This is a genomic window from Paenibacillus terrae HPL-003 (assembly GCF_000235585.1).
In the GTDB taxonomy this organism is placed as follows: Bacteria; Bacillota; Bacilli; order Paenibacillales; family Paenibacillaceae; genus Paenibacillus; species Paenibacillus terrae_B.
The window spans coordinates 3357933-3383961 of the sequence record NC_016641.1 but is presented as its reverse complement, the minus strand read 5'-3'; the positions used below and the strand labels follow the sequence as shown (position 1 = coordinate 3383961).

The window sequence follows — 26029 nt, the reverse complement described above, 5'->3', positions numbered from 1 at the left end:
AGGCTCACGACCTCCGGGTTGGCGCATCAGGCATACAGTTGCTTCGCTTGACGCGCGTACAAGGCATAACGTTCAATCGCCTGCGCCCGGCTGGACACGCCCAATTTCGCATAAATTTTACGTAGATAATTATCAATGGAGCGCCGACTGACTTCGATCTCGACAGCAATTTTGTCATATGTAATTCCTTGCACAATACGTTCCATAATGAAAATTTCGGTCTGTGTCAATTCGTCGAAAGGCTCAGAAGCCATAAGCGGCATAAAAGGCCAATTTCCACAACGAATCCAATCCATCGGTAACGAAGCAAATCCTTCGCGCAAACCGTTGATCAGATGGATCAACTGGCTTGGTGACGCCTGTTTGGATAGCATTCCATTCGCTCCCAGCGAAATCAGCTGTTGGAACAGCGTAATATTATCCTCATCCGTCATAATAACAATATGGCTGTCTGGAGACAAGGCCCGTATTTGAGTTAGGAACGGTTCCGCCGTTCCCTCAGGCAACCTGTAATCCATTAAAATGATTTCCGGCCGAATGGAGCAAGCCAATTCCAGACCTTCCGTCCCGGAGGAGGACATCCCTCTGACAAGCAAATCCTGCTGGTCTTCCAAAATAAGCTTTGTTCCCAGCATACTTGTAGGATGGATGTCTATGATGACCACCTGCCATACTTTTCTCATGTCTAAACCTCCTGATTTCGCAAAAAAATACATAAAAATTCATAGTTAACGAAAATGAATCTATAATTTGGGGTTGCATATGTAGAAATTGCGCAAATGTGAACGTATAAGAAGCGAAAACCGTTTAAGGAAATTGTATCCTAGGACTTCCTTCCGATGCAATCTCTTTTTCCAAATAATTTTATGCATCTATTTCGCTTTTGCGAAATAAATAGGCCCATGATAGAATTGGAACTGCAAAATAAAGACTGGAAATTAGATTTTACACGGGAGTTGAAAATCGCATGCAAGCTTCACCTGAACACCCTTCTGCCGAATCCCGGCGGGGCACTTCAAGAAAGGGGATGCCCGTAAAGGCTTTTCTGCTATTTTGGTTCCTGCTTATTATACTAGGTGCTCTCGCAACCTATCTGTACAGCAATCATTTGAAGCAGGAAATGTTGAACGAAATGCAAACCCATACGAACCAGCAGATTCAAGCGCTCAAAACCGACTATGAAAAACAGCTGGCTGCGCTTTCCAAGGAAGTTAACGGATTAGAGGGCAAAGTTCAGTCCTTCAATGAGCTGCTGACCTTTACCAAGGATAATGCAAACAATAAAACCGACAACAGCAATAAGCTTTACACCCAACTGAACGAAGTTAAGCAGCAGCTCAATACACTTCAGAAAAAAATGGACCTGCTGAAATGAATATGGATACAAAACAGGTAAATCGTTTCTTTATGTTGGCCCTTGCTCCTTTTATCGGTTTGTTGGGGTGTGTTTTGTTAATTCATCCCACATTTAGTTTTTCGGGGTCTACTGTCCCGAGTCTGCAAAAAGCCGAGGTCGTTCTACAAACGCAATCAGTAGGCAAGCAGCTCGATGAAGCCAAACAAACGGCAACATACACCTTGTCTACTATTCGCCGAACATCGGAACTGTACAAGCAAACGACCCAAACGATGAACCAGCTTGTCCAAACGGCCTCCACTCAATCCAAGCGTCCCGAAAAAATCTATAATCGACGCATCACCGCCAAGCTCGGGGTTCCTTATGAGCGTGTAGACAGCAACCGGATTACTATTGAATTGTTTAAGGTGAACCCGGGGATTTATCATGGCTATGCCATGAAGGTCAAGCTTAAAGATCCCGCCGCTATGAAAATGTCTCTAGGGAGCGATAAACTGGGCGGCTCCGAAACGACCATGCGTGCTGTTCTGAGACACGGAGCTGTCGCTGGTATTAATGCAGGCGGCTTTGCGGATGGAGACGACAAACGCTATCCATTAAGCACTACCGTCATGAACGGCCATTACCTGACCGGCTTTCAGCCCAGCTTTAAGGATTTGTCCTTCGTCGGATTGAGCAACACCGGCCAACTCATCGGCGGCAAGTTTTACAGTCAGGGAGCTCTGGACAGCCTGAAGCCTTCCTTTGGAGCTACCTTCGTTCCCGTACTGCTGCAAAGCGGTCAAAAGATGCCTATTCCGGATAAATGGAAGGTATCGCCCAAACGAGCGCCACGTACAGCCATTGGCAACTATAAAGATGATCAACTGCTCATTATTGTCGTAGATGGCTACAATGAAAGCGGGGGTTCAGGTGCAACACTGGAAGAACTACAAGGAAAAATGTACAATCTCGGCGTTCAGAATGCTTATAATCTGGACGGGGGCGGCTCTTCCTCACTCATCCTGAACAGTCGGGTCGTGAACAAGCCATCGGATGGCAATCTGCGTCCGGTCCCTACTCATTTTTTGTTCTATAAATAGGAGCTTATCGTTTACAAGCATGTAAACTACACTTGCTCCCTTATGCTCTATAAGAAAAAAAGCATCACGAACGAATGTCGTGATGCTTTTGCCCCATTTTAGGAGTACTGTGTCATTTCCGTCAAGCATTGAGCGCAAATATAACGATCTTTAAAATTGTTCACTTGCTCAACCGATCCGCAAAATACACATTTCGGACGATAACGCTCCAAAATAATATGGTCACCCTGAACCAAAATTTCGACAGGGTCTCCCTCATTCATTTGATATCTTTTGCGCAGTGATTTGGGCAACACTATTCTTCCCAGTTGATCAACTTTACGCACCACACCGGCAGGTTTCATCGTGATCGTACACCTCTCCTATTCATTATGTTTTGCAATTTTCTTCCCTGCGAAAAACTAGGTACAAAGACACTATTCTTTATGTAGTATTCGCTGTCTTTTTGTCGAATCCTGCTGATCACAGGAAATTTTATTACATTTTTTCATAAAATCATGAACCATATCAAAGTATGGCACAGAATGTCTGTAATATTTTATCGACCGGAATGTCCAATATCATTAGCTTTATCTGTGGATTTTACAAATTACCTTATTTTCAAACCCTGCGTTCGGGATCGTTGAACACAGATACGCGAGGCTTGATTAGCAACTAAGGTCCTGGTTCTTTATTCGCACTTATACTCACGCACTTGGTATATTCACGATAAACCTGGAAAATCCATTTGCCGCAACGCTTCATATACGATAATCGCAGCGGAATTCGACAAATTTAGCGATCTTACTTTATCTGACATAGGCATCTTGATGCATGTATCCGTGTTGGCAGCCAGAAGCTCGGGAGGCAGCCCCTTCGTTTCTTTACCAAATACCAGAAAGTCTCCATCCTGAAATGCAATATCACTATAACGCTGATTTGCTTTCGTGGTGGCATAAAAAAAGCGGCCTTCCTGATACTTCTCCTGCACCTCAGCAAAAGATTCATGGTATTCAATGTGGACCGCATACCAGTAATCAAGTCCAGCACGTTTTAACGTGGCATCGTCGGTACGGAAGCCCAGCGGCTTTACCAGATGCAGATGTGTTCCCGTAGCAGCACACGTTCTGGCAATATTCCCTGTATTAGCCGGGATTTCCGGCTCAACAAGCACAATATGTAATGGCATCACGTTTCGTTCCCTTCATTTTTGAACTGAAAAAATTTACACATTCTATTATTTTAACAAAATCGGTGAGATATGAACATCAAACCAAAAAATAATCGCTCTACACCACTAAAAGCCTTCCCCTATACACGTTCAGGGAAGGCTTTACTTTGTTTTTTTTCGATCTCCAACATTCGTGTATCGAAATATATGTCCGTTACAATCAGCTATGACGCTGCTTAAAGCTATCCATAAACTCGGCCAACGCTTGGCAGTTCTCCAGTGGAACGGCATTGTAGATCGAAGCGCGGAGCCCTCCTACACTGCGATGTCCCTTCAGACCGACGAAACCGGCCTGCTCAGACTCCTTAATAAATTGCTTTTCCAAGTCTTCATTGGCGAGGCGGAAGGTCACATTCATAATGGAACGGTCAGCGACATCTACACAACCACGGTAGAAGCCTCCACTGCTGTCAATACGGTCGTAGAGCAAAGCAGCTTTCTGCTGGTTGACGCGTTCAATGCCTTCCAGGCCGCCTTCTTCCTGAATCCATTTCAGCACTTCATTCACCATGTATATGGCAAAGGATGGAGGTGTATTGTAGAGAGAATTATTTTTTTCATAAGTGCTGTAGCGCAGCATGGTAGGAACGTTGTCCGGTGAGGACGTCAACAGTTCTTCACGAGCAATCACGACTGTTACGCCGGAAGGACCCAGATTTTTTTGTGCTCCCGCATAGATCAATCCGAATTGAGTAGCATCAAACGGCTTGCAAAAAATATCACTGGACATGTCCACAATTAACGGCACAGAACCGGTATCCGGAAATTGCTTGAACTGTGTGCCTTCAATCGTCTCGTTGGACGTAATATGCACATAAGCAGTATTGTCAGGCAAGTCCAAAGAATCCACATTCGGAAGACGCATATACTTTTCATCAGCAGAGGATGCAGCAATATGGGCCTTGCCCAAAAGCTTGGCTTCCTTATAAGCCTTGTCTGACCAACTTCCTGTCATGATGTAGCTTCCTGTCTGCCCTTCGCTCAAGAAATTTAAGGGCAGCATAGCGAATTGCGTACTAGCGCCTCCTTGCAGAAATAACACCTTGTAGCCTTCTGGATTGCCTAGCAGAGATAACAGACGTTCCTGCGCTTCATTATGAACAGATTCATACACAGCTCCACGGTGAGACATTTCCATAATGGACATACCTGTTCCCTGAAAATCTACGAATTCAGCTTGTACACGTTCCAGCACTTTGAGCGGCAATGCCGCTGGTCCTGCATTAAAATTATAGGCTCTCTTACTCAACAAATTCCCATCCCTTCTCTACTCTGGTGCGGATATTATCGCTATGATAGCAGTAATCATAAGAGCGTTCAAGACTTGTTAAAAAATCTTGCCGATTTCATTTACGATGTGACAAAGATGTGAATGTAAGTATATTTAACATCTTAACTTTGTGGTATTTAATTTAATGTTAAAAGGTCCCCGGCTTAAAAACCGGAGACCTATCTTGAATACTAACCGTTACCCACAGATAAATGGTTAGTATTCAAGGCAGCTATGCTGCTTGTTTTGTTAGCTAATGATTGTTCAAGGCAACCATGCAGCTCATTTATTAACTGCTATTAGCAGTCGAAATACAGGCTGTATTCGTGCGGATGAACACGGATGTTAACCGATTTGGCTTCAGAACGTTTAAGTTCTACATAGTTATCAATAAAGTCCTTCGTAAATACATCGCCTTCTGTCAAGAACTCGTAGTCGGCTTCCAGAGCGTCCAGAGCCTCATCCAGCGAAGCAGGAACACTGCGGATTTTACCAATTTCAGCCTCAGACAGCTCATAGATGTTCGTATCAAGTGGACCATATCCCAATTCGATCGGGTTCAGTTTGCGCTTGATGCCATCCAGACCCGCCATCAGCATTGCAGAGAAGGCCAGGTAAGGGTTAGCTGTGGAGTCCGGTGTACGGAACTCGATCCGACAGCCTTTAGGCGTAACAGCCGCTACTGGAATACGAACAGCTGCAGAACGGTTACCTTTGGAGAATACCAGGTTAACTGGAGCTTCATAGCCTGGAACGAGACGCTTGAACGAGTTCGTACTTGGGTTCGTCAAAGCGATCAGCGCTGGTGCATGGTACAGAATACCGCCAATGTAATGAAGGGCCAGCTCGCTCAGGTTAGCGTAAGCACCTTTTTCGTAGAACAAAGGAGTATCTCCATCGAAAATGGATTGGTGAACGTGCATACCGCTTCCGTTGTCTCCAAAGAGTGGTTTTGGCATAAATGTTGCCACTTTACCGTATTGACGAGCTGTGTTGTGTACAATGTATTTATAAACAAGCAGATTATCAGCTGTTTTCTTGAGTGTATCAAAACGGAAGTTAATTTCCGCCTGGCCTGCCGTAGCAACCTCATGGTGATGGCGCTCAATTCTCAGACCTGCTTCTTCAAGCAAACGGCACATTTCACTACGGATGTCTTGTTGGGTGTCTACTGGCGCTACAGGCACATATCCGCCCTTCACTCCCACTTTAAAGCCCAGATTGCCGCCCTCTTCCTTGCGATTCGTGTTCCAAGCTGCTTCTTCGGAATCTACGAAGAAGGAGGAGCTGTTCATACTGCTTCCGTAGCGCACTTCGTCAAAAATGAAAAATTCGGATTCAGGTGCAAAGTTAACTTTCGTACCTACACCAGCAGTTTTCAGGAATTCTTCTGCTTTTCTTGCAATGCCGCGAGGATCGCGGTCGTATTTTTCGCCGTCTGGCGTAGCAATGTCACACAGAATATTCAGTGTAGGATGCTGAGTGAAAGGGTCGATAAAAACCGCTTCCGGATCGGGCAGCATAACCATGTCGGATTCCTCGATGCCACGATAGCCGGGGATGGAAGAACCGTCGAAAGCAACACCGTTAACAAATGTTTCTTCATCTACTTCGGAAGCTGGCAACGAAATATGGTGAGCACGGCCGGACAAATCTACAAAGCGAAAATCTACCCACTCAATATTATTTTCCTGAATTGTTTTTAATACATTTTCAACGGACATGTCTTCTTCCTCCCAATTTTCCGAACATTAAGTCTTATACAACCCTGAAATGTTCATGATCGAATGTTTTTTTCTGTCGTCATTATAAATCTCAAACATGACACGGGTCAATAGCTATGTAAGGTATTTTTTAAACTAATGTTAGATATGCTTACGCTCTTGATAACATTTGAATAGCACAAAAAGCCCGAAACCTCGGGCTTTTGGGGCGATTTTAATCAAATTACTGCGTTGCGGCAAAACTTTTATGCATTAATGTTAAGTATTGGTTTTAAGAAATGGTACTGGGCGTATGAAATGTTTTTCCTACAGCTGGAGCCAGCAATTCCAAATCTTTCAGCAAATCTGAAAATTGATCCGGGAACAGGGATTGTACACCATCACCCGTCATCGAATTGTCAGGGTCTGTGTGCATTTCAATAATCAACCCATCTGCTCCGGCAGCCACGGAAGCCTTCGTCATAGGAACAACCAGCTCACGACGACCCGTGCCATGGCTCGGGTCGGAAATAACCGGCAAATGGCTCAGTTGTTGCAGAACAGGAATAGCTGACAGGTCCAGCGTATTTCTCGTGTAGGTTTCAAATGTCCGGATTCCGCGCTCACACAGCATAACATTCGGGTTACCGCCCGCCAAAATATACTCGGCAGCATTCAGGAACTCATCGTAAGTCGAACTGAAACCACGTTTGAGCAGTACTGGTTTGCCACAGGTTCCCAGCTTGCGCAACAGATCAAAGTTCTGCATGTTACGTGTACCTACTTGCAAAATATCCGCATATTCCGCACAGATATCCACGTATTCGGGTGTCATAACCTCTGTGATGGTCAGCAGGTCATGCTTCTTGCCCGCCTCGGCCATCATGATCAAACCTTCTACACCCGTTCCTTGGAAGCTGTAAGGACCCGTACGTGGCTTAAAAGCACCTCCACGGAGAACTTGTGCGCCCGCTGCTTTAACCAATGAAGCAATTTCGTCAATCTGCGCAGCAGACTCAACGGCGCATGGTCCACCCATAATAACAAGCTCGCCTCCACCGATATTCACACCTTTGATAGAGATGACGGTATTTTCGGGATGAAAATCACGGCTCGCCAATTTGTAAGACTTCGATATTTTGACTACATTCTCTACACCCTTCATTTGGCGCAGGTGTTCAGCCAACTTGGGCTCTACACTGCCGATCAGCCCGATAATCGTACGATCCGATCCATGGGAAACGTGAGCCTGCAAACCTTCTTTTTCAATAACTGCAACAATAGCCTGGATATGTTCTTCAGGTGTTTGGACACCAGCGATAACGATCATATTTTTCTTCCTCTCTATTAAACATATTTTATGGATCACGTATAGATGATATTATGACACTTAAACGCTTGTTCGCTTTTAAGCTTTTATTCGTTAAAGTAAATATACCTGTTTTGCCTGTACACGTCAAGACTTAATTATCCTGAATACTGGCCTGCAATTTCGATCCTCGTGATGCCGATTTAGTCCGGGTGGGTCTATCGTCCAATTCAAAAAAGCTGCTATCCGGGAGTCCCTTCCCGAATAGCAGCTATGATCAGTTTACAAATTATTTAGTCGTTTTTGACTTTTCACGCACAGGAGGCAACAGCTTCTTCATATCAATCGTCCGCTGAATCTCCCATGTATCCGGGTTAGCCGGATCATATTGCTCCAGATACAAAATAACCTCTTTCGTAATCAACGTAGGCGTAGAAGCTCCAGAGGTCACTGCTACCTTGTGAACACCCTCCAGCCATTCCCGCTTCAGCTCGGTTACATCGGAAATACGGTAAGCTGTTGTACCCGCAATTTCCTCAGACACCTGAGCCAATCGGTTTGAATTGTTACTGCGCGGATCACCAACGACAATCACCAGATCCGCCTGTCCGGCCTGCTCCGCTACCGCTTCCTGACGCACTTGCGTGGCCAGACAGATTTCATTGTGTATCTCGGCACCCGGGAACTTCTCCAGCAGCTTTTTCATAATGTGCTTGATGTCCCACTGACTCATGGTCGTCTGATTCGTGATTAGAATTTTGTCCGCACACAAGGTAAGGCTGTCGATCTCCTCTTCCTTCTCGATCAGATGAACATGGTCGGGCGCAATGCCGATGGCCCCTTCCGGCTCAGGATGATTCTTTTTGCCGATATAAATAATCTGATATCCCTCGGCAGACTTCTCCCGTATCAGATCATGGGTCTTCGTCACGTCTGGGCAGGTTGCATCAACCGTAGTCAGCCCCTTATCGCGAGCCAGCTTGCGAACCTCAGGGGATACACCATGGGCGGTGAAAATAACGGTACCACTCTCCACCTGGCTTAAAATCTCCATGCGGTTAGGGCCGTCCAGTGTAATAATTCCCTCGTCCTCGAAGGAATTTGTGACATGACTGTTATGCACAATCATGCCTAGTATATAAATAGGCCGAGGTAAGTCCAAGTTTCTGGCCGCCTGACGAGCCAATACCATGGCATCGACTACGCCGTAGCAGTAACCCCGGGGCGAAATTCTGAGCACTTCCAAAAATAGCACCCGCTTTCTTCGACACAGTAGACAGCTCCAAAAACTGGGTAGCTGCGGCATCCAAGCCTTTACCGGCCAATTCTATGATGTAGTTGCCTTCCTATTATAGCCTATTCCAAAGGCGCGGAAAAGCTGACCGGAAGCCAGATGATAAATGTCGTCCCTTCCCCTTGGCGTGTAACCACTTCCACGGACCCGTGATGCTCATCAATAATCCACTTGGCAATGGACAAACCCAAGCCAATTCCCTCTGTCACCCCACGTGACTCATCCGCCCGATAAAAGCGGTCAAAAATAAAGGGAACCTCACTCTTGTCCATCCCGATGCCTGTATCACTAATCCGCAGACCTACCTGTCCCTGATAGACGATAGCATCAAACCGGACCGTACCTTCAGGTGTATATTTGAACGCATTATCTATGAAAATGAACAGCATTTGCTGTAGGTAATCCTTGCTGCCATCCATATAAACGCCATTCAGTATCGAAAAGTCACCCACATTCCATTCGGACGTCCGCTCCAAAAATTGAGCACGCCGGGCAACCTCACTTACGAGTGGCTCCAGCGCCACCGGGGCCTTCTCGAATGTTTTCCCTGTATCTGCTCTGGCGAGCGATAGCATATCGCCAACCAGACGACTCATCCGTTTCCCTTCATCCGCCATATCACTCAGGGCCTCCATGGAGAGTTCACGAATCATCGCTTCATCCATATTGGGACGGTCTCCCGGCTCGGTAGTCCACATTTTAAGCAAAAAATCAACGTTGCCTCGGATTGTCGTAAGCGGCGTACGCAGTTCATGGGAAGCATCGGCTACAAAGCGGCGCTGGGCTCCATAAGCATCCTCCAGCTCCTTATAAAAAACCTCCGTACGCCCCAGCATCTTGTTAACCGTCGCGATCAGTTGCCCAATTTCATCTGGCGGTCCATAATACTCAATGCGGACACTCAAATCATTACTGGACTGAATCTGATTAGCCCCTTCGATCACCTTGACCAACGGCTTCATGGACTTGCGAGCTAAAAAGAGGCCTGAGGTCGCAGCCGCGACTAAAGCAAATAACGAACCGTATACAAGCACACTTTGCAGCCTGTTCATAAGCCGATCCTGAGAGCCTGTAAATTGCCCCACCTGTAACAGTCCAACCACTAATCCCAGTTCCTCAGATTTGATCGGTTGCTGATAAATCATAAAGGAATCCCCATCCACACTTACACGTCGAATTCCCTCATTTTGAACCGCTCCAGCCGCTGTAGATGGAACCGGAAAGGTAATATCGAGATTTTTCATATTTTGCGTCGTCTTGGTGACGCCGGATGTATAATTATAAATTTGTACATATAGCTGGGATTCATCAATCCCACGACCCTGCACCAAGCCCAAATCCAGATTGGGGACCTCAAACAGTCCTCCTTTGACGGTAAGCAGTAGCTGCTTGTTAATACGTGGCGTCTGGTTCATAAGCTGACTCTTCACTTCATTATATGTGTAATAATATACCAGTCCGTAAATAGCCAGTCCAAACATAACAAGTACTATAGCCAAGATGCTGGAATACCAAGCTGTCAGTCGCCACCGAATGGACATAATTACACATCACCTCTTAAAATATAACCCGCTCCCCGAATCGTACGAATGAGCCGTTTGCCGCCATCCTGCTCCGTTTTTTGTCGGAGCATGGCAATATATACTTCCAGCACGTTCGACTCACCGCTGTAGTCATAGCCCCAAATTTTGTCCATAATCAGATCACGAGACAGAACACGCTTCGGGTTTTGCATAAACAAGTGGAGCAGTTCAAATTCCTTAGCCGTCAGTTCCAGCCGCTTGCCACCGCGAACCACTTCACGCGATTCGTTATCCAGTTGTAGATCTTCGAAGGTCAGTCGATGTCCGTTATGATCCTGCTGGTCGGTTTTACGGCGCAGAAGCGCCCGCACACGAGCCAGTAGCTCCTCCAGAGCAAACGGCTTGACGAGATAGTCGTCTGCACCCAGATCCAATCCCTTGACCCGGTTCTCCACCTCGTCCTTGGCTGTAAGCATTAGAACGGGTACCGTACTTCCTCCCTCCCGCATGCGACGACATACCTCGAAACCATCCAGTTGCGGCATCATCACATCCAGCACGACAACATCAGGCTCAGCTGTAAGCATTTTATTCAATCCCTCTGCGCCGTTGGCAGCCGTCATCACTTCATAGCCCTCGAAGGCCAGCCCTCTGCGCAGCATGGACACAATTTTTTCATCGTCATCAATAATCAGAATGGTAGAACGCATACACCATCGAACTCCTTTATTATCTTCTTTTCACTCTATTGTAGCAGGAGTAGACGCGTGTAGCATCTTGCCGCCGCATACAGCAAGAAACGGAAGGTAGCTTCCTTCCGTTTCTTTTCACATTTTCACTTTTAAAAAATGATTGGATTACTGTTGAAGAGTCGAGCTAAAGTCGTTCTTGTTACCCACTTTTAACTGAACATCCTTCTTCTGTCCTGCCCGTTCAATGTTAAGCGTCAGTGCTGTACCCACTTTTTGCTTTTGAATGAAATCGATCAGCTCCTGTGATGTGCTGTAAGGAGTACCATTAGCTCCGATAATCACATCATAAGGACGCAGATCCGCCTGATAAGCTGGTGATTTGTAGATAATATCCCGCACCACCGAGCCTTCAGTCAGGGTTGTCCCCAATTCCTTGGCTACTTCGGGACTCAGATTCAACAGACTTGCGCCAATGAAGGGAACGGGTTCTTTCGGAATAGGCTGATTATTTTTCAGCTTGTCAACGACTTCCAAAATCGTATTGGACGGAATCGCAAACCCGATGCCCTGTGCGTCAGCGCTGACAGCTACGTTCATGCCGATAACCTGTCCTTGCAGGTTCAACAAGGGGCCACCAGAGTTCCCCGGGTTAATGGACGCATCGGTCTGAATTAAATGCTTATATTGAGTCGGTTTTCCCGTAGACTCACTGTTAATGGTAATCGTACGTTCCTTCGCACTCAGCACCCCGGCTGTTACCGAATGCTCGAAGCCTTCAGGGTTACCAATAGCTACCATCCACTCCCCGACTTTAGCATTTTCGGAGTTGCCTAACGTTACCGTCGGGAAGTTATTCTTGCCTTCAATTTTCAGCACAGCCAAATCAAGGTCGGCATTTTTACCCAGCACTTTGGCTTCATAAGGTTTATTGGTTCCCTCTACCGTGACCTGGACCACATTCGCGCCTTCAACAACGTGATTGTTCGTCAGGATGTAGCCCGATTTATCGAAAATAAAACCGGAACCAATACCAAGCGGAGTCAGTTGTCCGCTGTTGCTGCCTCCATTTTCATTGCTGCCGTTGTTTCCGCTATTACCACTGTCTCCATACTGATTACCAAAAAAATATTGATACAGCGGGTCATTATAATAAGGACTGCTTTGTCTGCCACTGCTACTAGATTGCTTAGCCAGTGTTTCAATTTTGACGACTGCCGGACCCGCTTTGGCCACAACGGATTGAACATCTGCGGTGCCGGAAGGCATCACAGCCGGAACTGCGTTAGGAGATTGACTCGTCGTTTCCGAATTGGTCGTTGCTCCACTTTCAGCTACCGCCGAAGTCAACGCCGTCTCAGGTGTAAACATATTCGTGCGGTCAGCCGTGTACATCAGAACCGTAATAACCAGCATCCCGGCCAAAAAGGATAGAAAAATCGTCTTTACCTGGGACTTGGGTTTATTTTGTTTAAATTGCCAGTTACCGCCGTTCCGACCCGAGCCGTCTTGTTGTTGCTCAGCCCCGGCACGATGGTAAGAGGAAGGAAGAGGCTTTACCGCCTGCGGTGGCGAAATCTCAACGTCCTTCTCTACAAGCTTCCCATCCTTGCGTTGTCCATCTGATTGAACCGAAGAAAAGGGACCATACGAATAGTAATATGAGGAACCGTTTGAATCATTTTGCCGAGTTGTTTTATCGGATTCAACCTGATCGTTGTCATCCCGGCGTCCGGAATTATTATTTTTAAATTCGTCCATTGTATATCTCCTCCCAAACCCTATGCTTCAAGGTGGTGTTGTTTAGCTGACTTTATTTTGCACTTTAAACCTTAATTCCACCTTAAAAACAATTAAAAAGGAGATAAAACCTTTAACTCATAACCGCTTGCGTCTTGTTCAAACACGAAATGCCCCGGATATGAATCCGGAGCATTGTCAATCGTATATGCTTTTTTATTTCGTGTTAAAGTTTTCGTCGAATTTTTCGTTCGGTGTTTGAGCATTGTTTTGAACTTTGCTGCGGCTGGAGTTTTGTACCTTTTGTGCTACAGAGTTTGTGCCGCCTTGATCTGCTGCGAATTCTTCGTCATATTTCTCATTTGGTGTCTGGAAGTTGTCCTGAATTTTATTTTGCTCGGACTTTTTCACCTTTTGAGAAACGACTCCTACGGAGTTATCTTGGCCAAATTCTGCTTTGTACTGACTCCCTGCGTTTGCTTTGTTGCCTTGATTCATGTAAGAATTTCCGCCTTGATTTGGCATAATTCTCAACCTCCCAATATGTTTTTCGGGATAAGCTTTATCCCGCAACATAGTATGTGAAGCCGGGAAGGACAATATACACGAATTATATGGAATTATCCAGCGTAGAGGCCGGAATGGATTTGTGCGTCTCGATTACCTTTTGCAGCGAATTCAGCATCTTCTCCGTACATTTTCCGTTTCCTTTTCTAATAATTTGCACATCCACTTCTTTCTTGCCCCACTCCGAATACACCTGCCGGGTAGTTTTGAAATACAGGTCGATTTTATTGCCTTTGATCGCTGATCCCGTATCTGCTACAATGCCGTAGCCGTAACCTGGAATGTACAAAATGCTGCCCAAAGGAAATGTTTTGGGATCGGCCGCAATCGTGGACAGGGTGTTTTTGTCACGACGCACTTTAACACCGGAATACGTAATACCGTAACCGGGATGACTTGGCCGCTTGCCAGTGGATTCATAGCCTGCTGTATATCCTGTTGCCGTGACCGTCATGGTTGTAATCACCTGCTCCTCCCGCGGAGCCAAAACAGGCGTTGACTGCCCTTTTTTATGCTGGACCGGCTCTTTGTGACCATAAACCTCATTGCCGGGCAATACCAGACAAGTGGTGGTTAACACGGTTCCCAAAATCCGTTTCCATACCAACATGGATCTCATAAAAAACCTCCCCTTGAGGCAAAGGCTTTCCAGAAATCCGTTGGTTTATACGAGCACCTGATTATTTTTGAACATCCTGCCCGGGATAGAGCCTGCTGAGCTTCATTTTATCTTCAAAAATATGCAGGAGCGTCTGCACAATAGGGGTGTGCTCGTCGTCTGTGTGTAATATAATGGAAGCAGGAGAAATCGAAATGAGTGCACTAACGATTCTGTCCTCGACTTCCATTTCCAGTTCAACCCCTGGCATCTCCACAATAATATCATCTCCGTCGGGTGTCGGTATCGGCACCATGGAGCTATCGAGGATGGTAAAATCATGTCCACCCTGATGAAGCACATGCACCAGTGGAACTTTACTTTCCTGGAAAAACACAAAATATTTGAGCAATCCCATAAATTCTTCATACTGCCGATCCGCCCAAAATTCTTCCATGGCATAGTCGACGATTTCCTCAAGCTCTTTTTTGTATGCGTTCAACCTGAATTGAACAAGCCCTTCCAGATTAATTACGCGCAGCTCCTTAAAATCCTTTTCCAATAAAGCCGCCAGTTTTCCGTGACGCTTCATACGCCCTCTTGAGCCATCATCCTTTAACAAAGAATGCATCATGCTGCGAATCCGTTCCGTATCCTCTTCCTCCAGCAGCGAGCAGGCTTTGGCGAGAATCAGATTAAGCATCCCCCATTCCTTGACTTCGATAATATAATCCGCTATCGCGGAAGCCATGATGCTGTATACACAGGGGAGAAAGCTTTCAAATGCAGGATTGCTCTCCGTCCCCTTACATGTCCATGCCACTTTGTTTTCCAATTGTCTGAAAGTGAATCGAAATCCGCGCCGTGACATATGTAGTCCTTTGTTTCTACTTTTGACCACCTGATAAAAACGGTCGCTTTCCTGATTTCCGTCTGTATGGGTCCACACTGTAAACAGTTCCATTGGCTCACTCCTTTCGATCACTGATTACAGTATATGGCGGGCTCCAAAGGGTTATACGAAGTGAACGACTGGAAACAGGAAACAGCGTAAAATGAGAATAATCAGGTTTCAAAGAGAAGGTTTTGGTGTTATGACGTTTGAATATTTAGGGTTGGGTATGTTAAGGTTATAGTAATATGAATTTTTCACAAGAGGGAGGGGATTAGATGTCAACGATGCTGAACATGCTGCGTACACTCATGATTGTCATATTGAGCCTCGTTCAGATTTTGTCCCTTCCTGTGACGTTTCACGCGGAAGATACTACTCAATCCCTCCAGTTTACTGCGGGATCTTCTCTCATGCCGATTACTAAAGCTTCTTCGTTGGAAACGGACTCCCATGGGCTGGAGCATCACTCCAAACCAGCCATACGCAAATCCTCTCCGATCCTTCATCTGGTGATTGCTGCGGCCAAATCACTTCCCTTTGTCATTTTGGTAGCATTGGTCTTACTGATGAGTATTCCAAAACTACGTCTGCCTTTTATTCCAGTCATCTACAAGCTGAAAAAGCAACTCTACCTATTCCCCATCAAATTCACCTCCAGTTATGTGGCTTAACCCCTCTTGCATGCACACCATATTTGCATGTTTTTTTTGTAAAATTTCCCCAATGGGTTTAATAAGTAAGTCTGTTCTCTGTCCTTTTTTATGCCAATTAATGTAATTTAATACCATGAAGAAAAAGTTCCATATCACACCTAAAGTATGTGATTTATTTCCCATACCAATTTTAAACAAAAGCACAATACAGGAGGCATTCAAATGGATATTCGAGAGTCTATTTTGCCAGGAATCGGGATTAAGTATCGAATAGATGCGGAAAGTGGCGATCGCATTGTCATTATTATTCATGATGACGGCAGACGCGAGTTGTATCATTTTGATTATGAGGATTTGGAACAAAGTATTTCCATGACGACCCTAAATGATCAGGAAGCGCGATTGGTGGCCTCCATTATCGGTGGCATGACGTATAAGCCCAAGCAGCTTGAAAGCGTAGAAATGACGTTCGACGATTTTATTATTGAATGGTACAGAGTGGAACCTCACTATGCTAGTGTTGGCAAGTCCATCGGTGAGCTGGATGTACGACAAAATTCAGGAGCTACGGTCATTGCCATTGTAGAGAAAAAAGGGAACAAGTATGTAAATCCCGGTCCGGAAGTGATTATTAGTGAGGATGCTACTGTGGTCGTGGTCGGGGAACGTGATCAGCAAAAACGCTTTAAACAAATTCTTATGAACGGAAGCGGGTGATTGGATGGATCATCTGGTATTTGAGATTGGATTGGCTATTGCTCTGATCGCCGCAGCCGGACTCATCTCCACCAAACTGCGCTTCTCGGTTATCCCTTTTTATATCCTGATTGGAATGGCAGTCGGACCGCATGCGATGGAGCTGTGGCATTTTGATTTTCGTTTTATCGAAAGCGCGCCTTTTATTGATTTTATGGGAAGAATCGGGGTGCTGTTTCTTCTCTTCTACCTGGGACTGGAGTTCTCGGTAGGTCGTTTGATTAAATCAGGCCGTTCCATCGCAGTGGGCGGCACCATATATATCGGTATTAACTTTACTTTAGGGCTGGCGCTCGGCTTTTTGACTGGTTTTCCCATTGCAGAGACACTCGTCATTGCCGGGATCACGACAATTTCCTCCAGCGCCATTGCTGCCAAGGTGCTGGTGGATCTGAAGCGGACCGCCAACGCCGAAACCGAAATGATTTTGGGCATTATTATGTTTGAGGACGTTTTCCTCGCCGTCTACATTTCCATCCTCTCCGGATTGGTTCTCAGCGATTCATCCTCGCTCGGGGGTGTACTGCTATCGGCGCTAATCGCGCTTGGCTTTATGCTCGCTGTTATTATTATCGGCCGCAAGGCCGTCCCTCTGTTAAATCGGATTTTTCGTATACGCTCCAATGAGGTATTCGGACTTGTTATATTCGGCTCTTTGTTTCTTGTGGCCGGTTTTTCGGAAACAATTCATGTGGCGGAAGCCATCGGGGCATTACTGGTCGGACTTGTGCTGGCCGAAACGGAGCATGCCAAACGGATTGAGCATTTGATTGTTCCTTTCCGTGATTTCTTTGGCGCCTTGTTCTTCTTCAGCTTCGGACTATCTATTGATCCACTATCTCTGGGAGGAAACGCGATATGGCTTGCGCTGGCAGCCGTCATTCTTACGTTAATCGGTAACATTTGGGCCGGGATGCTGGCTGGACGTACCGCTTCTCTGTCACCCAAGGCATCAGCCAATATCGGTTTGACGATTGTGGCCCGCGGTGAGTTCTCGATCATTATGGCTAATTTGGGCAAAGAGGGCGGTTTAATGGATATTGTTCAGCCATTTGCAGCTATCTATGTACTCATACTAGCGATTATGGGTCCGTTACTCACAAAGCAGTCAAAACCTATTTTTAATATGCTGAATAAGGTTTTCAAATTCAAGGACCCGCGCCTTCGAAAGGAAGAGAGGAACTCGGTGTAGCTGAAATGTAAACGCTGGATACGACAATCCATAGGAGGGAAGGCTATGCCGCACGCTGTAAAACATGCCGAAGCTCTATGAGGCGGCTTGTGAAGCCCGCTTCGGGAGATGCGAGCAGGTTCCCTGTCTTTTATTCGGTGATTGGCGGAATTACGGCATCCGTCGGTCTGGAATTGTTTTTGCATCCGCATGATATGATCGCTGGTGGCGTCACAGGTATCTCCAGACTCGTGTCGCTTTACACACAAGAGCATTTTGGATTACTGCTATTCATTTTGAACTTGCCGCTCATGCTGCTGTATTCTCTGTCGACCCACAAGCCCATGCTGCTTCGGGCGCTTCCCGGTTTGTTCGCCTTTTCAGGCTCAGCCATCATTCTGTCCCCTTTCCCGGCAGTGAGTGGCCACCCGGTAGTATGCGCTCTGGGCGGGGGGATCTGCATCGGACTTGGCGCAGGGCTGGCGGCCCGTCATGGAGGTTTGCTTGATTCTCTGGGGCTGAACCAATCTGACGATGGCCGACCGTCCAGTCTGTTGCTGACGCATCGGAAGATTCCGTTGATACAAATTGTGATGCTTTGTAATGGTTTGCTGCTAATTACGGCTGGCTTCGTGCTAGGCTGGGAGCCAGCTCTGTATTCAGCCCTATCCTGCCTTGCTGCCTATGAAACGACCCGACTAATGTTTACCGGTCTGACTCGGATGGTTTGCGTCGTCAGTAAGGATCAGCAAACCGTCGAAGAAGCCTTATACCGCAGGCTCCGCATTCACAGTACACCTGTGGGAAGTCCTGCAAAGATACAGGGCAAAAATAGAGGTAAACTGGCCGAGGAAAAAGTTGAACAGGTCATCGTCTACAGCGTTCATCTATTGGATTTACAGCGCTTTAAGGCGGTCATCCAAATGGCCGACCCCCAGGCTGAGATTTTGTATTTGAAGCGATGGGAAGTGTAGCAAAGCCAAGTATATTTGCCGTAACACGCTTTTACTCCATTGTCATGTTGGTTGGCAATATGATAAAATATAGCTAAGATGTATACACTAAAAAAAGAGTAAGGATGTTGTAGCATCCTCACTCTTTAGCAACAGCCGCTTATAAGGGCGGTGGCTGTTCAAAAAGTTTTAGTCATCGAAATATGACCGCATTCCTTTTCCAGAGGGCGGTCTATTTCTTTTTGTTGAAGGAAATAATCAAGATCACCAATGTTGCAAATTGAATCATCAACATCAGCGTATCTTTAACCTCCACAGGCATCACCTCCTTCGCAGGAGACTAGCCGACCGCCCATCTAAGCCATTCTGTTGTTAAGGGATATTATACCATATGGATATTATTAAGAGAAAGAAAAACGCTTATCTTACACTAATCCCTCTACACGGATTAATGATAGATAAGCGTTTTGTAGTGATTACGATATATTAACGAATGTATTCCTAATTTTGCATGATAAAATCATGTTTGATACTGCTGGCACCGTCAAAGGTACGAATAATATCATAGCGGGTATTACGTTGTGCCGGGATATGACCCGTTTCGCGGATCAGTTGCAGGATGGATTCAATGTTGACCTTGTACGTTGCGCCTGCAGCGGAAACGACGTTTTCCTCAATCATCGTACTACCGAAGTCGTCGCAACCGTAATACAGTGATTTCTTACCGATTTCCGGTCCCATAGTTACCCACGAAGACTGAATATGTTTGATGTTATCCAGTACAAGGCGGCTGATTGCAACAGTCTTCAAATATTCCTCCGGTGTCTGGCGTTCTTTTTTCAGGTTTGTGTTATCCGGTTGGAAGGTCCATGGAATAAAGGCCAGGAAGCCTTCGGAATTGTATTTGTTTTCAATGCACTCGTCCTGGGCATCACGAACACGCAGTAAATGTAGCGCACGCTCCTCCATCAACTCGCCAAAGCCGATAACCATCGTGGCAGTTGTATTCATACCCACCTTGTGAGCGGTCTGCATCACGTCCATCCAATCCCGCCACGAGCCTTTGAGACGGCTGATTTTGCGGCGTGTGCGGTCATCCAAAATTTCTCCACCCCCGCCCGGCAGGGAATCCAGTCCGGCTTCATGGATTGCTCGAATCGTATCTTCCATGGACAAGCCGGATTTTTCCTTCATCTTATGAATTTCAGCCGGCGAGAAGGAGTGCATCGTAATATCGGGAAAACGCTCCTTGATCGCTTTGAGCAAATCGGTATAATAACTGAACGGCAGATTAGGATTCACACCGCCTTGCATCAGAATCTCGGTACCGTCTACATCCTGTGTTTCCTTGATTTTCTGGAAAATCACTTCATCGGGCAGGACATAGCCTTCATCTGAACCCGGTCTGCGGTAAAAAGCGCAAAAGCGGCAATATACGTCACAGACGTTCGTATAGTTAATATTTCGTCCGATGACGAAGGTTTTGATCGGATCAGGATGCATACGGTTCATCACTTTGTTCGCCGCGTGGCCGATCTTTTCTACCTCGTCTGACTCGAACAAAGCAACGGTGTCCTCTAAATTCAGGCGCTCGCCGCGCAGGGCTTTATCTAAAATATGGTCGATTACACTCATGGTGTATCCTCCTTCGCTTTCACAGGGGGACGAAATGAAAGACAGGACTTATGAACGAGAATGATTTCACAAACCTGCGTTCGAACCCTGTCGTATTATATGTGTTCATGACTGGCTTTGTATTTGTCTGTGCTATATAGCATAGTAAAACCTAAGGATAATACTAACATATCTTTAGGTAAGGAACCATACTTATTCCCGTTTCTTTCTGCTTTCTATCCAGGAGATGATGCAAACGAACAAGCTATAATTCTATGGTACATTGTCCCATGGAATAGGAAAATGGGGTTGTGCAACACCGTTCATATTGTCCTCTGCCATGTCGTGCTTACACAAAGCAGCAAGCTTCCCACTACACAGAAGCTTGCTGCTTTTTTAGATTTTATGTTTATTATGCCGTGTTGTCGTTTTAGCGAAGAGCCTCATTTAAATCACTGATCAGATCGTCAATATCCTCCAGACCTACGGAGAAACGTAGCAGACCGTCCGTGATTCCCCGCTCCAGACGTACACTGTGGGGCATTGCCGCATGTGACATCATCGCCGGATAGGACAAGATACTTTCCACAGCTCCCAGACTTACCGCCACAATCGGAATTTGTATGCGGTTGAGTACCTCTTTTGCACGCTCACCGGAACCTACATCAAACGAGATAACCGCACCGTATCCACTGGATTGGCTCTCATGTACGGCACGCCCCGGATGATTTTCCAGACCCGGATAGTATACCGCCTCAATGTCACTTCGCTCGTTCAGCCAATTGGCCAGCTTCGCTGCACTCTTTTCGCTGTGAGCCATACGTGCTTCCAGTGTCTTCATCCCGCGCATAAGCAACCACGACTCCTGTGGGGCCAATACGGTTCCAAGTCCATTTTGAAGCTGCTTGATTTGTCTGCCCAACGACTCCGTACGTGCTACCGCAAGACCTGCCAATACATCGCTGTGGCCGCCGAGAAATTTGGTTGCGCTGTGCAATACAATATCGACACCTTGCTCAATTGGACGTTGATAATATGGCGTCATAAAGGTGTTATCCAGCAGCGTCAGAAGTCCTTTCTCCTGTGCCCAAGCCGTTACCCCTGCCACATCGGTGATTTTAAGGGTTGGATTGGAGGGCGTCTCCATATACACTGCCTTCGTATTTTCCTGCAATGCTTCTTTTACAAGGTTGATGTCCGTCATATCGACGAAGGTGGTTTCAATATTCATCCGTTTTAAAATAGAAGTCAGCAGGCGGTAGGTCCCTCCATATACATCCTCCGAAACAATGACATGGTCCCCTGCGGACAACAGCATAAAAGTACTGGAGATGGCCGCCATGCCCGATGCAAATGCAAAACCTCTAGCCCCGCCTTCCAGTAAGGCGATGTAGTCCTCCAAAGCTTGCCGTGTCGGATTGCCGGAACGGCTGTAGTCATGCAACGGAGGATTGAAAATATCGTGATGGTGAAAGGTGGACGCCTGATAAATCGGTACGCTCGACGCCCCCGTAACACTATCGATTTCAGAGCCAAAATGCAGCAGCTTGGTAGCGAATTTCCGTTCTTTTTCCGACTCTTGCCCGATTTTCCGCACGTCCTCAATCATTGCTGTTGTCCTCCTTCAATTTCCTGACGTGCCGCCTCCAACGCTGAACGCAAATCTTCAATTAAATCATCCGTATGTTCAATGCCGACGGAGAAGCGCAGCAACCGATCATCTACTCCAACTGCGTCCCGAATCTCGGCCGGTATATCGGCATGTGTCTGCACAGCAGGATAAGTCATTAACGATTCCACACCGCCCAGACTTTCTGCAAAAGCAATAAGCTTAATGTTTCGAAGCAATGGCTCCACATAACGGGCATCTTTTACTTTAAAAGAGAAAATACCTGTGTTGCCGCTGGATTGTTTACTTTGAATTTCACGACCAGGATGTCCCTCAAGCCCCGGATAAAACACCTCAGCCACCGCCGGATGCGTCAACAGATAATTGGCCAGCACCGTCGCATTGTGCTCATGCCGATCCATACGCAGCGCTAATGTTTTCATGCCCTTCATCAACTGATAGCTATCACTCGGAGAAAGTACAGCACCAATGGAATTATGAAGGAAGGAAATTTCGGCTGATAGCTCCTTACCCTTGGTTACGATCAAGCCTGCCAGCACATCATTATGTCCGCCCAGATACTTGGTTGCACTATGTACCACAATATCGGCACCCAGTTCCAAAGGACGCTGGAAATACGGTGTTAACAGGGTATTATCTACAATGGTAAGCAACTGACGTTGTGATGCCCATTCGGCTACAGCGCGAATATCCGTAATCATCATTAATGGATTCGTAGGTGTTTCAATGAATACCGCTTTGGTATTCGGTCGACATGACTGCTCGATTGCTTCAAGATCATTCGTATCCACATAGCTCGCCGTCACACCGAATCTGGATAAAATTCGTTCCAGCAAACGATACGTGCCTCCATAAAGATCCAGCGATACAATCAAATGATCTCCTTGACCAAACAGGGCAAATACCGTTTGCAGCGCCGCCATACCTGAACTGCATGCAAAGCCTGCATCACCGGATTCCAGTGTAGCGGACGCCTCTTCCAGCACCTTACGTGTCGGATTGATCGTCCGAATGTAATCAAATCCTGTGCTTTGACCCAAACGGGGATGGCGAAACGCCGTAGATTGATAAATCGGAAAATTCACTGCTCCGGTTACCGGCTCTTCGATTGAACCAATTTGTGCTAATCTGCTTTCGATTTTCCACTGTTTCTCACTCATATGAATCCTCCTGTTCATTTCCATAATAGGTGCTATAACATATGCTGCAAAATTGGATTATCATATCTATACTGCTGCGCTGCTGCAAGGTGGTACTGCGTAGATATAAACTTTAAGCCCCTTTTTAAATCTGGGGCCCGATATCGAAAGGGGTTTCTTGGTATACATAATAGTTGAGCCAATTTGAAAATAATAAATTGGCATGCGCACGCCAGGTTGAGGGCGGTGTACGCTCAGGGTCATTGTTGGGAAAATAATTTTTCGGTACTTCAATATCCATCCCTTTGGCGACATCACGATCATATTCCCATTTCAGGGAAAGTGAATCGTATTCGGAATGTCCAGTCACAAAGATTTGTTTGCCATCACGCGTAGCTACCAGATATACTCCGGCTTCCTCAGATTCGGATAAAAGCTCGAGTTCGGCAATATGCTCAATATCTTCGCGCCGAACCTCTGTATGCCGGGAATGAGGTGCATAAAACAATTCATCAAAACCGCGTAGCAACTTCACTTTAGGTTTATTAACGCTATGTGAAAACACGCCAAAACATTTGTAATCAAGTCCGTATTTAGGAACGCCGAAATGATGGTACAGACCCGCCTGTGAGGCCCAACAGATATGCATGGTCGAAGTTACATTCGTTTTCGTCCATTCAAAAATTTGCCGGATTTCCTCCCAGTAGTTCACATCTTCAAACTCAAGCTGTTCAACGGGTGCTCCCGTAATAACCATACCGTCAAAACGGCTGTTTCTGATCTCGTCAAAGGTTTTATAAAACATGTTCAAATATTCCTGCGATGTATTTTTAGATACATGCGACTTCATGTGCACCAGCGTAACGTCCACTTGAAGCGGGGTATTGCCGACCAGACGCAACAGTTGGGTTTCCGTTGTCTCTTTGGTAGGCATCAAATTCAAAATGGCGATGCGCAACGGACGAATATCCTGATGATAGGCCAGGCTTTCATCCATTACGAAAATATTTTCACCCTCCAGCACTTCCTTGGCAGGTAGTGTATCCGGAATTTTAATCGGCATGTAAATTCACTCCTTGTTCGGTGAAGTTTTTTGCGAAAATCGTCATGTTGAGATGCCGGGCATATAATAAAAAGACCTTCCTCGGTTACGAGAAAGGTCATATTTGTATCCATATGCGCCTCTCTCATCTGTCAGGGCATCGCTCTTTGTAAAAAGCGCGCGTCCTGCAAGAATTAGCACCGTGCGATTAAAATCGCCGGTTGCCGGGTATCATCGGGCTAGTCCCTCCACCTGCTCTTGATAAGATTTCGCTATATTCATTTTGGGTTTATAAAAAGTTCTTGTTGTTCACTTTAATGCATCCGCCGGGCTTCGTCAAGATGGGACTTGTAATTTTGTGCCCCTGCATTCACATTTCGTCTTACATTTCCATATGTTAAATCATACATTCCCCTATCGCCGAAGCTCTTGTCACTACTGTTGATTTAGCCCATGATTTTGCGCTTGAAAGGCTGTAGGCCGAGCGTTATACTATACAAGTGCTATAGGCGAGAATATAAAGCAGTGGTGCAGATTTAGAGTGCTTTCTGCGATACTGTGGCAACCTAAAAAAGAACATTTGTGAGGTGAATCCGGAATGGAAGGCGACCCGAGTCCGAATAGGCGGCGATCCCTGAACAACAGCATAGGAATGACTTCAGCTTGCCGAAAGACGGGACGCCAGGCTCTGCATGCTCCAAAAGCCTCTGGCTTTTGATGGGGATGCCGCTTACCCGATCCGGCTAACTGGCTAACTGAGTCCATTCCTTATGCTTGAGGTACACGTATTTTCCGTTACGACGGAGCATAAGGAGTGACATATATGAAAATCCGTTTGGTAAACAACGGGGTTTTTACCCCTGTCGAAGAAATTGAAATGGCGCTTACTCCACCAGCAGAAGGCTTTTATTGGATTGATGCCGATGTTGATGATCTGGCAGTGCTCCAACCTTTGTTCTCCATGCATGATCTCGCGGTAGAGGACTGTTTGAGTGAAGAAGAGCAGCGTCCAAAGATTGAAATTTACGAGAGCCATTATTTTATCGTTGTAAACAGTATTCGTTTTGATGATGAAGAAATATTTTTACGTGCTTTGAACATTTTCCTAGGCCGCCATTTTATCATTACGGTGACGAAGCAGAAAATCAATGAGCTACGCACCCTCAAGCCTATGCTGTGGGAACAGGAGGTCAGTCAGCCTGACCGTTTTATGTATCTGTTGATCGACTTGATCGTTGACAACTATTTTCTGGTTGGTGACCGAATTGAGGTTCGCATTGAAAAGCTGGAAGAAGACATTCTGATGCATACGAAAAAATCGCATTTGAATGAAATTATCGGCTTACGCAGTGAGATTCTGTGGCTAAAAAAAGTGCTTGGTCCGCAAAAAGAAGTAATCAATACGCTGAACAAACGGGATTTACGGTTGATCGACGATCAATTGCAAAAATATTTCAGCGACATTTATGAAAATGCTGTGAAAATTTCGGAGACTTTCGAAACTTACCGTGATCTAATGGGTAACCTTCGAGAAGCTTATCAATCCAGTATCGCTAACCGTGCGAATGAAATCATGCGCGTGTTTACAGCGATTACAACCGTATTTATGCCGTTGACTGTTATTACCGGAATTTATGGTATGAACTTTGATAATATGCCTGAGCTTCATACACGTTATGGTTATTTTGTCGTCATTGGTATTATGGTGGCGCTGGGTGTCAGCATGTTCTGTATTTTCCGCAAGAAGGATTGGGTTTGAAAAATATCAGCGGCAGCCGTATCCTCACAGGATATAGCTGCTGCTTTTTTGTTTGATTATTTTTATATTTGCGCT

At 46.0% G+C, this 26029-nt stretch carries 25 protein-coding genes and 1 riboswitch; of the genes, 7 read left to right on the top strand and 18 right to left on the bottom strand.

Features of this window, described 5'->3' with window-relative positions; all coding sequences use genetic code 11:
• Positions 1-26 precede the first annotated feature (26 nt).
• On the bottom strand, positions 27-683 hold the full coding sequence (locus HPL003_RS15460; RefSeq protein WP_014280619.1) for a response regulator transcription factor: 657 nt from the start codon (positions 681-683) through the stop codon (positions 27-29).
• A 284-nt stretch (positions 684-967) separates the two neighbouring features.
• Here HPL003_RS15460 and HPL003_RS15455 point away from each other — a divergent pair, with 284 nt between their 5' ends.
• Positions 968-1375, top strand: a complete 408-nt coding sequence (locus HPL003_RS15455; protein WP_014280618.1) for a hypothetical protein — start codon at positions 968-970, stop codon at positions 1373-1375.
• Positions 1372-2439: a phosphodiester glycosidase family protein gene (locus tag HPL003_RS15450; RefSeq protein WP_014280617.1), complete on the top strand. Its 1068-nt coding sequence runs from the start codon at positions 1372-1374 to the stop codon at positions 2437-2439. Before HPL003_RS15455 ends, HPL003_RS15450 begins: the two co-directional genes overlap by 4 nt.
• Positions 2440-2537: 98 nt before the next feature.
• Here the strand turns inward: HPL003_RS15450 and HPL003_RS15445 are convergent, their stop codons facing one another.
• The 12 genes from HPL003_RS15445 to HPL003_RS15390 all read right to left on the bottom strand — a co-directional run bounded on the left by HPL003_RS15445 (position 2538) and on the right by HPL003_RS15390 (position 15306).
• A complete protein-coding gene (locus HPL003_RS15445) occupies positions 2538-2783 on the bottom strand; it encodes an AbrB/MazE/SpoVT family DNA-binding domain-containing protein (RefSeq protein ID WP_014280616.1) in 246 nt (81 codons plus the stop codon).
• Between the two features lie 359 nt (positions 2784-3142).
• Positions 3143-3607, bottom strand: a complete 465-nt coding sequence (gene trmL / locus HPL003_RS15440) for a tRNA (uridine(34)/cytosine(34)/5-carboxymethylaminomethyluridine(34)-2'-O)-methyltransferase TrmL (protein ID WP_014280615.1) — start codon at positions 3605-3607, stop codon at positions 3143-3145.
• 202 nt (positions 3608-3809) lie between these two features.
• Complete coding sequence (serC, locus tag HPL003_RS15435) at positions 3810-4901, bottom strand: 3-phosphoserine/phosphohydroxythreonine transaminase (protein WP_014280614.1); 1092 nt, start codon at positions 4899-4901, stop codon at positions 3810-3812.
• A gap of 317 nt (positions 4902-5218) precedes the next feature.
• Complete coding sequence (glnA, locus tag HPL003_RS15430; protein WP_014280613.1) at positions 5219-6643, bottom strand: type I glutamate--ammonia ligase; 1425 nt, start codon at positions 6641-6643, stop codon at positions 5219-5221.
• Between the two features lie 271 nt (positions 6644-6914).
• Positions 6915-7952 carry a 3-deoxy-7-phosphoheptulonate synthase gene (gene aroF, locus HPL003_RS15425; protein ID WP_014280612.1) on the bottom strand — a complete coding sequence of 346 codons (1038 nt, stop codon included), beginning with the start codon at positions 7950-7952 and terminating at the stop codon, positions 6915-6917.
• Positions 7953-8220: 268 nt separating this feature from the next.
• Positions 8221-9177 carry a 4-hydroxy-3-methylbut-2-enyl diphosphate reductase gene (locus tag HPL003_RS15420; RefSeq protein WP_014280611.1) on the bottom strand — a complete coding sequence of 319 codons (957 nt, stop codon included), beginning with the start codon at positions 9175-9177 and terminating at the stop codon, positions 8221-8223.
• Between the two features lie 110 nt (positions 9178-9287).
• Positions 9288-10766 carry a sensor histidine kinase gene (locus HPL003_RS15415; protein WP_014280610.1) on the bottom strand — a complete coding sequence of 493 codons (1479 nt, stop codon included), beginning with the start codon at positions 10764-10766 and terminating at the stop codon, positions 9288-9290.
• Positions 10767-10768: 2 nt separating this feature from the next.
• Complete coding sequence (locus HPL003_RS15410; RefSeq protein ID WP_014280609.1) at positions 10769-11458, bottom strand: response regulator transcription factor; 690 nt, start codon at positions 11456-11458, stop codon at positions 10769-10771.
• Between the two features lie 147 nt (positions 11459-11605).
• Entirely contained in the window at positions 11606-13198 is a 1593-nt protein-coding gene (locus tag HPL003_RS15405) for a S1C family serine protease (RefSeq protein WP_014280608.1), read from the bottom strand.
• 195 nt (positions 13199-13393) lie between these two features.
• Positions 13394-13702 (bottom strand): hypothetical protein, encoded by a 309-nt coding sequence (locus tag HPL003_RS15400; protein ID WP_014280607.1) that lies wholly within the window; start codon positions 13700-13702, stop codon positions 13394-13396.
• 85 nt (positions 13703-13787) lie between these two features.
• Positions 13788-14363: a 3D domain-containing protein gene (locus HPL003_RS15395; protein WP_043922408.1), complete on the bottom strand. Its 576-nt coding sequence runs from the start codon at positions 14361-14363 to the stop codon at positions 13788-13790.
• A 61-nt stretch (positions 14364-14424) separates the two neighbouring features.
• The gene (locus tag HPL003_RS15390) at positions 14425-15306 is read right to left on the bottom strand and encodes a putative sporulation protein YtxC (RefSeq protein WP_014280605.1); all 882 of its coding nucleotides are present in this window, start codon (positions 15304-15306) and stop codon (positions 14425-14427) included.
• 206 nt (positions 15307-15512) lie between these two features.
• Between HPL003_RS15390 and HPL003_RS15385 the strand changes: the two genes are divergently transcribed.
• The 4 genes from HPL003_RS15385 to HPL003_RS15370 all read left to right on the top strand — a co-directional run bounded on the left by HPL003_RS15385 (position 15513) and on the right by HPL003_RS15370 (position 18791).
• A complete protein-coding gene (locus HPL003_RS15385; RefSeq protein WP_014280604.1) occupies positions 15513-15908 on the top strand; it encodes a hypothetical protein in 396 nt (131 codons plus the stop codon).
• Positions 15909-16112: 204 nt separating this feature from the next.
• Positions 16113-16607 (top strand): cation:proton antiporter regulatory subunit, encoded by a 495-nt coding sequence (locus HPL003_RS15380; protein WP_014280603.1) that lies wholly within the window; start codon positions 16113-16115, stop codon positions 16605-16607.
• Between the two features lie 4 nt (positions 16608-16611).
• A complete protein-coding gene (locus tag HPL003_RS15375; protein ID WP_014280602.1) occupies positions 16612-17838 on the top strand; it encodes a cation:proton antiporter in 1227 nt (408 codons plus the stop codon).
• An 89-nt stretch (positions 17839-17927) separates the two neighbouring features.
• Positions 17928-18791 (top strand): YitT family protein, encoded by an 864-nt coding sequence (locus tag HPL003_RS15370; RefSeq protein ID WP_014280601.1) that lies wholly within the window; start codon positions 17928-17930, stop codon positions 18789-18791.
• A 211-nt stretch (positions 18792-19002) separates the two neighbouring features.
• Here the strand turns inward: HPL003_RS15370 and HPL003_RS30555 are convergent, their stop codons facing one another.
• The 5 genes from HPL003_RS30555 to metA all read right to left on the bottom strand — a co-directional run bounded on the left by HPL003_RS30555 (position 19003) and on the right by metA (position 24216).
• Positions 19003-19092, bottom strand: a complete 90-nt coding sequence (locus tag HPL003_RS30555) for a putative holin-like toxin (protein ID WP_007429455.1) — start codon at positions 19090-19092, stop codon at positions 19003-19005.
• Positions 19093-19271: 179 nt separating this feature from the next.
• Entirely contained in the window at positions 19272-20405 is a 1134-nt protein-coding gene (gene mqnC, locus HPL003_RS15365) for a cyclic dehypoxanthinyl futalosine synthase (protein WP_014280600.1), read from the bottom strand.
• A 409-nt stretch (positions 20406-20814) separates the two neighbouring features.
• Positions 20815-21993, bottom strand: coding sequence for a trans-sulfuration enzyme family protein (locus HPL003_RS15360; protein ID WP_014280599.1), 1179 nt, complete (start codon positions 21991-21993; stop codon positions 20815-20817).
• A complete protein-coding gene (locus HPL003_RS15355; protein WP_014280598.1) occupies positions 21990-23174 on the bottom strand; it encodes a PLP-dependent transferase in 1185 nt (394 codons plus the stop codon). The genes HPL003_RS15360 and HPL003_RS15355 overlap by 4 nt, the downstream gene beginning before the upstream one ends.
• A 124-nt stretch (positions 23175-23298) precedes the next feature.
• The gene (metA, locus tag HPL003_RS15350; RefSeq protein WP_014280597.1) at positions 23299-24216 is read right to left on the bottom strand and encodes a homoserine O-acetyltransferase MetA; all 918 of its coding nucleotides are present in this window, start codon (positions 24214-24216) and stop codon (positions 23299-23301) included.
• Positions 24217-24337: 121 nt separating this feature from the next.
• Positions 24338-24463, bottom strand: a riboswitch (SAM riboswitch).
• Positions 24464-25018: 555 nt separating this feature from the next.
• Between metA and corA the strand changes: the two genes are divergently transcribed.
• Positions 25019-25954 (top strand): magnesium/cobalt transporter CorA, encoded by a 936-nt coding sequence (corA, locus tag HPL003_RS15345; RefSeq protein ID WP_014280596.1) that lies wholly within the window; start codon positions 25019-25021, stop codon positions 25952-25954.
• Positions 25955-26029 lie beyond the last annotated feature (75 nt).

Excerpts from the sequence above, each read along its gene's own strand:
- HPL003_RS15395 (WP_043922408.1), bottom strand. The coding sequence starts at position 14,363 with ATGAGATCCATGTTGGTATGGAAACGGATTTTGGGAACCGTGTTAACC.
- glnA (WP_014280613.1), bottom strand. The coding sequence starts at position 6,643 with ATGTCCGTTGAAAATGTATTAAAAACAATTCAGGAAAATAATATTGAG.
- HPL003_RS15360 (WP_014280599.1), bottom strand. The coding sequence starts at position 21,993 with ATGATTGAGGACGTGCGGAAAATCGGGCAAGAGTCGGAAAAAGAACGG.
- HPL003_RS15385 (WP_014280604.1), top strand. The coding sequence starts at position 15,513 with ATGTCAACGATGCTGAACATGCTGCGTACACTCATGATTGTCATATTG.
- HPL003_RS15410 (WP_014280609.1), bottom strand. The coding sequence starts at position 11,458 with ATGCGTTCTACCATTCTGATTATTGATGACGATGAAAAAATTGTGTCC.
- HPL003_RS15450 (WP_014280617.1), top strand. The coding sequence starts at position 1,372 with ATGAATATGGATACAAAACAGGTAAATCGTTTCTTTATGTTGGCCCTT.
- HPL003_RS15445 (WP_014280616.1), bottom strand. The coding sequence starts at position 2,783 with ATGAAACCTGCCGGTGTGGTGCGTAAAGTTGATCAACTGGGAAGAATA.
- HPL003_RS15380 (WP_014280603.1), top strand. The coding sequence starts at position 16,113 with ATGGATATTCGAGAGTCTATTTTGCCAGGAATCGGGATTAAGTATCGA.
- HPL003_RS15355 (WP_014280598.1), bottom strand. The coding sequence starts at position 23,174 with ATGAGTGAGAAACAGTGGAAAATCGAAAGCAGATTAGCACAAATTGGT.
- HPL003_RS30555 (WP_007429455.1), bottom strand. The coding sequence starts at position 19,092 with ATGCCTGTGGAGGTTAAAGATACGCTGATGTTGATGATTCAATTTGCA.
- mqnC (WP_014280600.1), bottom strand. The coding sequence starts at position 20,405 with ATGAGTGTAATCGACCATATTTTAGATAAAGCCCTGCGCGGCGAGCGC.
- HPL003_RS15415 (WP_014280610.1), bottom strand. The coding sequence starts at position 10,766 with ATGTCCATTCGGTGGCGACTGACAGCTTGGTATTCCAGCATCTTGGCT.
- HPL003_RS15460 (WP_014280619.1), bottom strand. The coding sequence starts at position 683 with ATGAGAAAAGTATGGCAGGTGGTCATCATAGACATCCATCCTACAAGT.
- HPL003_RS15400 (WP_014280607.1), bottom strand. The coding sequence starts at position 13,702 with ATGCCAAATCAAGGCGGAAATTCTTACATGAATCAAGGCAACAAAGCA.
- aroF (WP_014280612.1), bottom strand. The coding sequence starts at position 7,952 with ATGATCGTTATCGCTGGTGTCCAAACACCTGAAGAACATATCCAGGCT.
- HPL003_RS15375 (WP_014280602.1), top strand. The coding sequence starts at position 16,612 with ATGGATCATCTGGTATTTGAGATTGGATTGGCTATTGCTCTGATCGCC.
- corA (WP_014280596.1), top strand. The coding sequence starts at position 25,019 with ATGAAAATCCGTTTGGTAAACAACGGGGTTTTTACCCCTGTCGAAGAA.
- trmL (WP_014280615.1), bottom strand. The coding sequence starts at position 3,607 with ATGCCATTACATATTGTGCTTGTTGAGCCGGAAATCCCGGCTAATACA.
- HPL003_RS15405 (WP_014280608.1), bottom strand. The coding sequence starts at position 13,198 with ATGGACGAATTTAAAAATAATAATTCCGGACGCCGGGATGACAACGAT.
- HPL003_RS15455 (WP_014280618.1), top strand. The coding sequence starts at position 968 with ATGCAAGCTTCACCTGAACACCCTTCTGCCGAATCCCGGCGGGGCACT.
- metA (WP_014280597.1), bottom strand. The coding sequence starts at position 24,216 with ATGCCGATTAAAATTCCGGATACACTACCTGCCAAGGAAGTGCTGGAG.
- HPL003_RS15390 (WP_014280605.1), bottom strand. The coding sequence starts at position 15,306 with ATGGAACTGTTTACAGTGTGGACCCATACAGACGGAAATCAGGAAAGC.